The sequence below is a fragment of the Nocardioides sp. genome, from assembly GCF_025965415.1.
Lineage (GTDB): Bacteria > Actinomycetota > Actinomycetes > Propionibacteriales > Nocardioidaceae > Nocardioides.
This window is the reverse complement of record NZ_JAOPWY010000188.1, coordinates 1-11,336: the sequence shown is the minus strand read 5'-3', so window position 1 is coordinate 11,336 and position 11,336 is coordinate 1. Positions and strand designations below refer to the sequence as shown.

Sequence of the window (11,336 nt, the reverse complement as noted above, 5' to 3'; positions counted from 1 at the left end):
ATCCGCCCGCCGAGCGGCTCTGCCAGCATGGCTCCACGAGTACAACCACCACCGGCCCCACACCGCACTCGGCAGGTCAGCACCCATCACCAGGTTGACCAACCTCACCGATCAGTACAGCTAGGTCGGGTTCTGCACCCGTCGTAGCAGGGTGCCGTCGGGGTCGATGGTCGACGTCGTCGAGAAGGCGACAGCCCGGACCCCGAGGGGGTCCGGGCTGTCGACGAGGCGCCTCAGCGCAGGTCGAACCGGTCGTTGTCCATGACCTGGGCCCAGGCGGCGACGAAGTCCTCGACGAGCTTCTCGTGGGCGTCGGCGCTCGCATAGACCTCGGCCAGCGCACGGAGCTGGGAGTTCGAGCCCAGCACCAGGTCGACCGAGGTGGCGGTCCACTTCAGCTCGCCCGAGGCGAGGTCGCGGATCTCGTAGACGCCCTCGTCGGCCTGGGAGGCCTTCCACTGCGTGCCCGGGGACAGCAGGTGGACGAAGAAGTCGTTGCTCAGCACGCCGGGCCGGTCGGTCAGCACGCCGTGCGCGGTGCCGCCGGCGTTCGCACCCATCGAGCGCAGGCCACCGAGGAGCGCGGTCATCTGCGGGGCGGAGAGGCCCAGCAGGTAGGCCTTGTCGACCAGCAGCTTCTCGGGCTGGAGCTTCTCGCCCGCGCGCAACCAGTTGACGAACCCGTCGGCGCGGGGCTCGAGGTAGGCGAAGGACTCGACGTCCGTCTCCTCCTGCGTGGCGTCGGTGCGGCCCGGGGTGAACGGGACGGTCACGTCGTGCCCGCCGTCCTTGGCTGCCTTCTCGATCGCCGCGGCACCGCCGAGGACGATGAGGTCGGCCAGCGACACCCGCTTGCCCGACTGCGCCTCGTTGAACTCGGCCTGCACCCGCTCGATCGCTGCGAGCGAGGTGTCGAGATCGAGGTCGGCGTGCACGGCCCAGCCACGCTGCGGCTCCAGCCGGATGCGAGCCCCGTTGGCACCACCGCGCCGGTCCGTACGCCGGAAGGTGGCAGCCGACGCCCACGCGAGGCCGACCAGCTGCTGGACGGAGAGCCCGGAGCCGAGCAGCTTCTCCTTGAGCGCGGCGACGTCGGCGTCGTCGACCAGCTCGTGGTCGACGGCCGGCACCGGGTCCTGCCACAGCTGCGCCTCCGGGACCCAGGGCCCGAGCAGGTGCGGGCCGACCGGTCCCATGTCGCGGTGCAGGAGCTTGTACCAGGCCTTGGCGAAGGCCAGGCGGAACTCCTCGGGGTTCTCCAGGAAGCGACGCGAGATCTTCTCGTACGCCGGGTCGAAGCGCAGCGCGAGGTCGGAGGTGAGCATCGTGGGACGGTGCTTCTTCGACGGGTCGTGGGCGTCCGGGACGATCGCGTCGTCAGTCTTCGCGACCCACTGCTTGGCACCGGCCGGGCTCTCGGTGAGCTCCCACTCGTAGCCGAAGAGGATCTCGAAGAAGCGGTTGCTCCACTGGGTGGGGAGGTCCGTCCAGGTGACCTCGAGGCCCGAGGTGATGGTGTCGGCGCCCTTGCCCGTGCCGTGCGAGCTGATCCAACCCAGACCCTGGTTCTCCAGCTCCGCGCCCTCGGGCTCGGGGCCGATCAGGTCGGGGTCGCCGTTGCCGTGGGTCTTGCCGAACGTGTGGCCGCCGGCGATCAGCGCGACGGTCTCCTCGTCGTTCATCGCCATCCGCGCGAACGTGTCGCGGATGTCGCGGGCCGAGGCGACCGGGTCGGGGTTGCCGTTGGGCCCCTCCGGGTTGACGTAGATCAGGCCCATCTGGACCGCGCCGAGACCGTCGGAGAGCTCACGGTCGCCGGCGTAGCGCTCGTCACCGAGCCAGGTGTCCTCAGGACCCCAGAAGATCTCGTCGGGCTCCCAGACGTCCTCGCGGCCGAAGGCGAAACCGAAGGTCTCGAACCCCATGTCCTCCAGGGCGACGTTGCCCGCGAGCACGATCAGGTCGGCCCACGAGATCTTCTGGCCGTACTTCTGCTTGACCGGCCACAGCAGGCGGCGCGCCTTGTCGAGGTTGGCGTTGTCGGGCCACGAGTTGAGGGGCGCGAAGCGCTGGCCGCCGTCGCCCGCGCCGCCGCGACCGTCGAAGACGCGGTAGGTGCCGGCGGAGTGCCAGCTCATCCGGATCATCAGCCCGCCGTAGTGGCCGAAGTCGGCAGGCCACCAGTCCTGAGAGGTGCGCAGCGCCTGGGCGATGTCGCTCTTGAGCGCGTCCACGTCGAGCGCGGCGAACGCCTCGCGATAGCTGAAGTCCGCGCCGAGCGGGTTGCCCTTCGGCGAGTGTGCGTGCAGGACGGAGAGGTCGAGCTGGTTGGGCCACCAGTCCTTGTTGCTGTGCGGCCGGCTCTCCTTGGGCTGCGGCGAGTCGATGACCGGGTTCTCGCTCTCGCTGCCCTGCGCGGTGGCGGAGTCGTGCATGACCGGGCACCCGGCCTCGGCCTTGCGGTCCACCCCCTGGGGGCTCTCCGGCGTGTGGTCCTGGCTGTCGGTCATGGTGTTCCTTCCATGGAGGGGTCGGGGTCTGCTCGGGTGTCAGGGGAGGGTTGCGGTGGGGCTGGAGCACGCGAAGCAGGTGCCCCAGTAGGTGACTTCGGCCTCGTCGATGACGAAGCCGTGGGTGTCGGAGGCGTCGAGGCAGGGTCGTACGCCGACCGCGCAGTCGACGTCGGCGACCGTGCCGCAGGAGCGGCACACGACGTGGTGGTGGTTGTCGCCGACCCGCAGCTCGTAGCGCGCCACGGAGCCCGCGGGCTGGATGCGGCGGACGAGGCCCGAGTCGGTCAGCGCGCCGAGCACGTCGTAGACGGCCTGGTGGGAGACGGCCGGCTCCTCGGAGCGGACCGCGGCGAGGACGCTGCCGGTGTCGGCGTGGGGGTGACGGAGGACGGCGCGCAGGACGGCGAGGCGCGGGCGGGTGACCCGCAGGTCAGCTCCGCGGAGCAGGTGCTCGAAGTCGCTGTCGTCCATCAGGCGTCACCTTGCCGCCTTTTCTTGAACGAGTCAAGTATTCGTTCAGCGACGGGCGGAGCAGGTCGTCAGGGGAGGTCGGCGGCCCCGCGCAGCCAGGCCCACGCCCTGGCGCGGGTCTCGTCGCTGGGCCGGGTGGTGGGCAGCAGGCTGGTGGGGCGCTCGGCCCGGTCGTGCCAGAACTTCCCGGTGGACGGTGCCGGCTCGACCGCCGACAGCCACACGCTCGTGTCGGCACCCTGGGCGTCGTCGCGCAGCACCGGCCGGGTGATCGCGCGGAACCGGGGCAGCGACTCCTGCACGCCGGGCGTGTCCGCCCAGCCGGGGTGCATCGTCGCAACGGTGATCCGGTCGGCGGCCCAGCGCTCGCCCAGGAGGGGAGCCATCTCGACCTGCCAGCGCTTCGACCGGGCGTACGACGTCGCCGGCGCGTAGTCGCCGGTCGTGTAGCCCGGGTCGTCGGCCCGCAACGGCTGGCCGTACATCCCGCCGCTGCTCACGAACACGACGCGGCCGCCGGTCAACGGGCCGCGCAGGGCCTCCGTCATCACCACCGGTCCGACGAGGTGCACGGCCATGCTGAGCTCGAGGCCCTGCGGCGACTCGGTGCGCGTCGGCGGCATCAGGCCGGCGTTGTGCACGACGGCGTGGAGGTCGTCGACCGCGGCACCGAACTCGCCGGCGAAGCGGCGCACGTCGTCGAGGTCGGCCACGTCGCAGCGCCACAGCCGCAGCTCCACACCGGGCCGCGTCGCCCGGATCGAGTCGGCGACCTTCGCGCCCTTGGCCTCGTCGCGCACGAGCATGTGCACGGTCGCCCCGAGCGCGGCCACGCCCTCCACGGTGGCGACGCCGAGGCCGGAGCTGGCGCCGGTCACCAGGACGTGCCGGCCCTCCAGGACACCGGCGGGCGGGTCCGACGGCCAGCCGGGCAGCGCGCGTCGCACGGCCAGGCCGATCGTCGTGTAGCCCAGGACCAGGGAGCGGTCCATCGCGGTGTCGACCGCACGGGCGAGGAGCGGGCGGGTCACCGGCGTCAACTCGCGTCGAGCCGGGAGAGCTCGTCCGCGGTCAGCTCGATCTCGGCCGCGGCCGCGGAGTCGGTGATCGAGGAGGGCCGCTTGGCGCCGGGGATCGGGATGACGACCGGCGACTGGGCGAGCTCCCACGCGAGGGCGACCTGCTGGGCGCTGACGCCGCGGTCGGTCGCGATCTCGGCGAAGGCGGGGTGCTTGTCGGCGAGCTCCTTGGCGTCGGACAGGCCGCCCAGCGGGCTCCACGGCAAGAACGCCAGGCCGAGCTCCTCGCAGACGTCGATCTCGGGCCTGCTCGAGCGGAACTTCGGGCTGAACTGGTTCTGCACGCTGACCAGCGCGGTGCCGAGCACCGCGTGCGCGGCCCGGATCTGGTCGGGGTCGGCGTTGGAGAGGCCGACGTGGGCGACCTTGCCGCTGACGGCGATCTCCTTGAGGGTGCCCATGACCTCGTCGTAGGGGACCTTCGGGTCGGGGCGGTGATGCTGCCACAGCGACAGCTGCTCCACTCCGAGGCGCTCGAGGCTGGCGTCGACCGCCGCCTTGAGGTGGGCCGCCGAGCTGTCGACGTCCCAGCCGCCGCCCTCGGTGCGGACGTGGCCGCCCTTGGTCGCGAGGACCACGCGGTCGCGGACCCCGAGCTCGTCGAGGATCGAGACGATGAGCCGCTCGTTGGCGCCCTGCGCGTCCGCGCCCAGCTCGTCACCGGGGCCGTAGGCGTCTGCGGAGTCGAAGAGTGTGACGCCCGCGTCGAGCGCGGCAGTGACGGTGTCGAGGAGCTGCTGGCGGGGCTGGGTGCCGGTCTGGTCGAAGGTCATCAGGCCGAGGCCGATGGCGCCGACCTGCTGGGATCCGAGGGTGCGAGTCTGCATGCCGCCGACCCTACGGTCCGCGCGGTCAGGCGTTCAGCCCCCGAAGGGCGAGGACGTCCTCGGGAGCTCCGAGGTCGGGAGTGGCGATGAAGATCGTCGACACCCCCAGTCCCGCGAGGCGCGCCCAGCGGTCGCGGTGGCCGGCGACGGTCGCGGCACGGGTGCGGGCGGCGTACGTCGCGGCGGGCGTGCGGCCGCGCTGCCGCTCGACGCGCGCCCACACGTCGTCGCGGTCACACCCGACGACGGGCAGGTCGAGCACGGTGACCGCGACCTCGGAACGGTCGCGCCCCACCTCGTCGCAGTGGTCGCGCAACACGGCGATGAGGCGCTGGAGCTCCGCCTCGTCGGTCGTGCGGAGGTTGCAGGCGTCGCCGTGCTGGGCGGCGATCCGCAGGGTCCGTCGCTCGCCGGACCCGCCGACGACGATGGGGATGGGTCCGGCGGGCCGCGGGTAGCAGGTGGTCTCCGGCAGCGCGACACCGTGCGCGTCGTAGGCCTTGGTGCCGGCCGCCCACAGCGCCTTCATCGTGACGACGGCGCGCTCGAGGTCGTCCAGCCGTTGACGGGCCGGCGGGAACGCGATGCCGTACGCCGCGTGCTCCCGCTCGAACCACCCGGCGCCGACCCCGACGAAGGCGCGGCCGCCGGTGAGGACCGACAACGTGGCGGCGGCCTTGGCCGTGACACCGGCCGGCCGGAAGGTGACCGGGGTGCAGAGGGTGCCGAGCTCGAGCTCGGTGCCGAGCGCGGCCACCGCGCCGAGGGTCACCCACGGCTCCGGGATCGGGTCCCACGCACGGCCGACCTGGGGCACCTGGACGAGGTGGTCCATCAGCGCGAGGCCCGCGAAGCCCGCCTCGTCCGCCGCGCGCGCGATGCCGGTCAGCCAGGTCAGCGGGTCCTCACCCCAGGGGAAGCGCGAGACCTGGAGGACCGACCGCAGGCCGAGGCTCGACGTGCGGTCCGGACCGGGCCCGGGCCGGGTCTCCGGCACCGGGTCGGCCGGCGCCGCCTCGCCGGTCACCGGGGCGACGAGGTCCCAGCCCTCGGCGTCCAGCACGTCTCGTACGTCGCGCACCGAGCGCAGCTGGCCCGCCAGCACCGGCGCCGACACCGGCCGGTCGCGGGCGGCGTTGCGCCGGCGGCACTCGGCGTCGGGGGTGTCGAGGACGACGGCGACCGCGGGCAGCCCGGCCGTCCGCGCGGCGGCGAGCCACGACCGGCGCTTCGCGACGTCGAGGCCCAGCGTGTCGACGACCGTGGTGAGGCCACGCCCGAGGCGCGCGGCGACGATCGTCTCGAGCACGCCGAAGGCGTCGACCGAGGCGTCGAGGTCGTGCGGCCCGCTGCCCACGACCCCGCGCAGGGCGTCGGAGGAGACGACCTCCTGGTCGCGGTAGTGCGCGCGTGCCCACGTCGACTTCCCCGAGCCGGACGCGCCGACCAGCACCACGAGGGCCGGGTCGGGCAGCTGCACCCGACCAGTGTCGCGCACCTCAGGCGGTGGCGCCCGGCCCGATCAGCAGCGGGCCGAAGACCACGCCCGCCGTGCGGACGCTCACACCGCGCTGACGCGGAACCGCTCCAGCAGCTCGTACGCCGACGCGGCGTACGAGCTGCAGTCCGGTCACGCCGAGGCGCTCGTTCTTGGGGCGGATCTGCTCGATCAGCTCGACCAGCTGCTGCACGGAGAGCAGCCGGGTGGCCGAGCTGACGTACGTCATGGTGAGGACGTGCCCGTCGGGCGCACTGGTGTCGGTGGTCATCGCCGCAGCACGGTAGGCCGGGTGGAGGGGTGGTCACCACACCCCCAGGGCGAGGGTCACCCACCCCCCCGGCCTCAGGTGCCGAGCTCGCGCAGCAGCGGCACCACGTCGGCACCGAACGACGACAGGAACTGCTCCTGGTCGTGCCCGGGCGCGTGGAACACCAGGTGGTCGAAGCCCGCCTCGACATAGGGGCGTACGGCGTCGACCACGCCGTCGGGCGTCGTCGCCACGATCCACCGCGACGCGACCTGCTCGATGGGAAGCCGGTCCGCGGCGGCCGCCATCTCGACGGGGTCGTCGAGGCGGTGCTTCTCCTCGGCGCTCAGCGACAGCGGGGCCCAGAAGCGGGTGTTGTCGAGCGCCTCCTCGCGGGTCGGGGCGTAGGACAGCTTGATCTCGATCATCCGGGCGATGTCGCCCGACGCCCGCCCGCCCGCCTCGAGCCCCTCCTCGACGGCGGGCAGCAGGCTGTCGGTGTAGAGGTCCATCCCCTTGCCGCTGGTGCAGATGAAGCCGTCGCCGACCCGGCCGGCGTACTTCGCCATCTGCGGTCCACCCGCCGCGACGTAGATCGGGACGCCCCCCTCGGGACGGTCGTAGATCGTGGCGTCCACGGTGCGGTAGTAGTCGCCCTCGAAGGTGACCCGCTCGCCGTCCCAGAGCGCACGCATCAGCCGGACCGCCTCGCGCATCCGCGCCCAGCGCTCCTTGAACTCCGGCCACTCCCGCAGCCCGACCGAGATCTCGTTGAGCGCCTCGCCGCTGCCGATGCCCAGGATGATCCGGCCCGGGTTGAGGAGGGAGAGGGTGGCGAGCTCCTGAGCGAGCACGGCGGGGTTGTAGCGGAAGGTGGGGGTCAGGACGCTGGTGCCGAGGACGACCCGCTCGGTGCGCTCGCCGATCGCGGTGAGGCAGGTGAGTGCGTGCGGGGCGTGCCCGCCCTCGTGCCGCCACGGCTGGAGGTGGTCGCTCACCATCACGCTGTCGAGGCCGACCTCCTCGGCGCGCACCCCGAGCTCGACGAGCTCGCGAGGCCCGAACTGCTCGGCCGAGGCCTTGTAACCGATGGAGAGCTGCGAGGTGGTGTCCATGAGGAGATGTTGTCCTAGCGGTGGGCGTCGGCGGAGGTGCGGAGGCGGTGCGAGGTGGCATCGTGCGGGGGGTGAGCGATGAGCTGCCGCTGCTGGGGTTCGGGTTGCCCGTGTCGGGCAGCTGGGCCACCCCCGCGACGATGATCCACCTCGCCCGTCGGGCGGAGGACCTGGGATACGCCTCGCTGTGGACCTTCCAGCGGCTGCTCCAGCCGGTGGCCGACGGGCCCGAGGGGGCCGACCCGGCCGGCAACCCGTCGTCGCGGCCGGTCTCCGACCCGTCCTACAGCGCGGTCCACGACGCGATGCTGCCGCTCGCCTTCGTCGCCGCGCACACCGAGCGCATCGGCCTGGGCACCGCGACCCTGTGTGCCCCCTTCATCCCTCCGGTGGCGCTCGCCAAGGCGATGACCACCCTCGACCACCTCAGCGCAGGTCGCGTCACCGCCGGCCTGGGCATCGGCTGGATGCCCGAGGAGTACGCCGCAGCGGGCGTGCCGATGGCGCGACGCGGGGCCCGCATGGAGGAGTACCTGCGCTGCCTCACCGCGGTGTGGACCGAGGACCCCGTCGAGTTCGCCGGCGAGTTTTACACCGTCCCGCGCTCGCACGTCGGCCCGCGACCGGTGCAGCGGCCGCACCCGCCGGTGCTCGTCGGGGGCGCGGCGGAGCCCGCCCTGCGTCGGGCCGGCCGGCTGGGCGAGGGCTGGATCGGCAGCACCCGCACCGACGACGAGTCCCTCGCCCGGTCCGTCGCCCTGGTGCGCGCCGGGGCCGAGGAGGCCGGCCGCGACCCCGACGTCGTACGCATCCTGGTGCGGGTCGTGGTCGACCTGGTCGCCGAGGACCCCGGCCGCGGTCGCCGTCGGGGGCACGGGACGCGGCAGCAGGTCCTCGACGACCTGGCCGTCCTGGCGAGCCACGGGGCCACCGAGGTCCTCGTGGACCTCAACTTCCTCCCGCGCACCGGCTCGCCCGACGCGGACGCCGAGGCGGCGACGGCGGAGGCCGAGCGCGTGCTGGACGCGCTGGCCCCGCTCGCGCCACACCTCAGGAGGCCTCCACCTTCGGCATGATGTCGTACTTCAGGCGCTTGAGGTCGTCGAGCGTCTTGGAGACCGGCACGTCGGCGAAGGGCGGCCACAGCAGCGGCATGGTGAGCCCGGCCTCCTGGTACTGCTTGAGCCGGTCCACGATCTGCTGCTCGGTCCCCACGAGCAGGTTGGAGACCTTGCGGTTGTCGGTCTGGTCGGTCTCGGTGTCGGTGATGGTGAACCAGATCATCGAGCACATGTCGAGGTCGTCGATCGACTTGCCGCGCTCCTCGAGCTCGCCCGCGATCGCCGTTCGCCACTCGGTGAGCTCCGCCGGGGAGTCCTGGATCCCGATCCACCCCGACAGGCCGTACTTCGCGACCCGGTTGGCCGAGCGCTTGGGGTCCTTGAGGCCGCTGAAGTAGATCGGCGGGTGCGGCTTCTGCACCGGCTGGTGGCCGAAGCCCGAGGGGCCGAAGTCAGCGAACTCGCCGTGGTACTCGAAGGTCTCGTTCTGCCAGATGCCGAGGCAGATCTCGATCGTCTCGCGCACGTGGGCGTGGCGGCGCGGGAAGAGGTCGGTGGCGCTGGCGGCCGCGAACTCCTCGGGCATCCACCCGGCACCGACGCCGACGTTGAGGCGGCCGGCGGACAGGTGGTCGATGGTGGCGCACTCGGCGGCGAAGACGCCCGGGGAGCGGTAGGGCGTGTCGGTGATGCTCATCCCGATGCGCACCTTCTCGGTGCGGGCCGCGAGCCAGGGCAGCAGCGGCCAGCCCTGGAACCACTTGCCCTTCGACTCCACCGGCATCTGCAGCGGGAACTGGTCCATCATCCCGAAGGGGTACTGCATCTCGCCGCGGTCGGAGGCCTCGGGGACGATGATCCGGTCGAGGGTCCAGACCGAGTCGAAGTCGAGCTCCTCGGCCAGGTCGGTCAGGTCGGCGAGCTCCTGCACGGTGACGTGGTTGCGGAACGTGGGCAGGTAGAGGGCGAGCTTCATTGTCTCAACATCTCCTCGGGAGCGGTCTCGGCCGGCGTCCGGAGCTGGTCCACGCATGTCCCGGTCAGGGCCCTTGTGACGTACCTAACAATTCGGCCCGGAGCCTCCGCAAGGGAGGCGGTGCTCATGGTTTTCTCAACGCGTCGGCGAGGACCGGTCAGAGCCGTTCGCGCAGCTCCCGCTTGAGCACCTTGCCGTAGTTGTTGGTCGGCAGGGAGTCCACGAAGTGGTAGTCCTTGGGCCGCTTGAACCGCGCGATGCGGTCCAGGCAGGTGCGGTCCAGCTCCTCGGTCGGCGGCTCGGTGCCGTCGGTGACGACGAACGCGACCACGGCCTCGCCCCACTCCGGGTCGGGACGCCCGACCACGGCCACCGCCTCGACGTGCGGGTGGCACAGGAGCGCCTCCTCGACCTCGCGCGGGTAGATGTTCATCCCGCCGCTGATGATCAGGTCCTTGGACCGGTCGCGCAGGGTCAGGAAGCCGTCCTCGTCGAAGCTGCCGACGTCGCCGGTGTGCAGCCAGCCCCCGCGCAGCGTCTCGGCGCTCGCCTCGGGCTGCCCCCAGTAGCCGGACATCACCACCCCACCGCGTACGACGACCTCGCCGACCTCGCCCGCGGGGAGCGGGCGGTCGTCCTCGTCGACGACGCGGACCTCCACGTCCGTGCGGGGGAAGCCCACGCCCTGCATGCGCTCGCGCCACCGCGGGTGGTCGCGGTCCGCGTGGTCGGCCCGGGAGAGGCCGGTGATGGTCATCGGCGTCTCACCCTGGCCGTAGATCTGGGCCAGCCGGGGGCCGAACGTCGCCAGCGCGACCTCGAGGTCGGTGAGGTACATCGGCGCGCCGCCGTAGATGATCGTCTTCAGGCCCTCCAGCCGTGCCGCGTCGGCGCCGGTCAGCGCCGGGTCCTCGGCCAGCCGCTTCACCATGATGGGCGCGGCGAAGAACGACATCCCCGGCCAGCGCTCCAGCAGCGTCAGCAGCTCGGGCCCGGCCAGGGCGGACCCGCCCGGGAAGACGCTCACGGCGCCGCGCGCCACGTGCGGCAGGCCGTAGAGGCCGGACCCGTGCGAGAGCGGGGCCGCGTGCAGGACGCTGTCGGTCGCCGCGACCGGGTCGATGTCGGCGAAGTAGCTCAGCGAGGCCATCAGCAGGTTGCCGTGGGTGAGCGTCGCGCCCTTGGGGCGACCGGTCGTGCCGCTGGTGTAGAAGAGCCAGGCCGGGTCGTCACGCTGCCGGTCGGTCGTCGCCACCGGCTCCGTCGCGGTGAGCTCGCCCCACCTCGGCCCGGGCACCAGGACCGACCGGTCCACGGTGTCGACGCTGTCGACCAGTGCCGCGACGTCCTCCGCGTGGGCCTCGTCGGTGAACACGATCCGCGTCCCGCTGTCGTCCAGGATGAAGCGGATCTCGTCGCGGTGCAGCCGCGCGTTGACCGGCACGACGACGAGGCCGGCGTGCCAGGCGGCGTACTGCACCTCGAGGTACTCCGGCCGGTTGCCCATCACGATCGCCACCCGGTCGCCCGGCGCGAGCCCCAGCTC

11 protein-coding genes are annotated in these 11,336 nt (G+C 72.5%); 2 read left to right on the top strand and 9 right to left on the bottom strand.

The genetic code is table 11. The features are described 5' to 3' along the window. The coding region (locus tag JWN97_RS20015) for an integrase core domain-containing protein (protein WP_297623942.1) at nucleotides 1-124 on the top strand (124 nt) is incomplete at its 5' end. A gap of 109 nt (nucleotides 125-233) precedes the next feature. On the opposite strand, the gene katG is transcribed toward JWN97_RS20015, so the two are convergent. From katG to fgd, 7 genes are all read right to left on the bottom strand, one after another. Next, complete coding sequence (gene katG, locus JWN97_RS20010) at nucleotides 234-2,510, bottom strand: catalase/peroxidase HPI (protein ID WP_297627202.1); 2,277 nt, start codon at nucleotides 2,508-2,510, stop codon at nucleotides 234-236. Between the two features lie 39 nt (nucleotides 2,511-2,549). Further along, nucleotides 2,550-2,984 (bottom strand): Fur family transcriptional regulator, encoded by a 435-nt coding sequence (locus JWN97_RS20005; RefSeq protein WP_297627199.1) that lies wholly within the window; start codon nucleotides 2,982-2,984, stop codon nucleotides 2,550-2,552. Nucleotides 2,985-3,052: 68 nt separating this feature from the next. Further along, entirely contained in the window at nucleotides 3,053-4,015 is a 963-nt protein-coding gene (locus JWN97_RS20000; RefSeq protein WP_297627196.1) for an SDR family NAD(P)-dependent oxidoreductase, read from the bottom strand. Between the two features lie 5 nt (nucleotides 4,016-4,020). Then, on the bottom strand, nucleotides 4,021-4,890 hold the full coding sequence (locus tag JWN97_RS19995; protein WP_297627193.1) for an aldo/keto reductase: 870 nt from the start codon (nucleotides 4,888-4,890) through the stop codon (nucleotides 4,021-4,023). Between the two features lie 25 nt (nucleotides 4,891-4,915). Beyond that, nucleotides 4,916-6,370 (bottom strand): LLM class flavin-dependent oxidoreductase, encoded by a 1,455-nt coding sequence (locus JWN97_RS19990; protein ID WP_297627190.1) that lies wholly within the window; start codon nucleotides 6,368-6,370, stop codon nucleotides 4,916-4,918. 19 nt (nucleotides 6,371-6,389) lie between these two features. Beyond that, nucleotides 6,390-6,659, bottom strand: a complete 270-nt coding sequence (locus JWN97_RS19985) for a hypothetical protein (RefSeq protein ID WP_297627188.1) — start codon at nucleotides 6,657-6,659, stop codon at nucleotides 6,390-6,392. A gap of 74 nt (nucleotides 6,660-6,733) precedes the next feature. Further along, the gene (fgd, locus tag JWN97_RS19980; protein ID WP_297627185.1) at nucleotides 6,734-7,753 is read right to left on the bottom strand and encodes a glucose-6-phosphate dehydrogenase (coenzyme-F420); all 1,020 of its coding nucleotides are present in this window, start codon (nucleotides 7,751-7,753) and stop codon (nucleotides 6,734-6,736) included. A 71-nt stretch (nucleotides 7,754-7,824) separates the two neighbouring features. Between fgd and JWN97_RS19975 the strand changes: the two genes are divergently transcribed. Then, complete coding sequence (locus JWN97_RS19975) at nucleotides 7,825-8,829, top strand: TIGR03619 family F420-dependent LLM class oxidoreductase (RefSeq protein ID WP_297627182.1); 1,005 nt, start codon at nucleotides 7,825-7,827, stop codon at nucleotides 8,827-8,829. Here JWN97_RS19975 and JWN97_RS19970 read toward each other — a convergent pair. Together JWN97_RS19970 and JWN97_RS19965 are read right to left on the bottom strand one after the other, a co-directional pair. Continuing rightward, nucleotides 8,804-9,790, bottom strand: coding sequence for an LLM class flavin-dependent oxidoreductase (locus JWN97_RS19970; RefSeq protein ID WP_297627179.1), 987 nt, complete (start codon nucleotides 9,788-9,790; stop codon nucleotides 8,804-8,806). The genes JWN97_RS19975 and JWN97_RS19970 overlap by 26 nt on opposite strands. A gap of 157 nt (nucleotides 9,791-9,947) precedes the next feature. After that, a partial coding sequence (locus JWN97_RS19965) for an AMP-binding protein (RefSeq protein WP_297627176.1) occupies nucleotides 9,948-11,336 on the bottom strand: 1,389 nt, incomplete at its 5' end.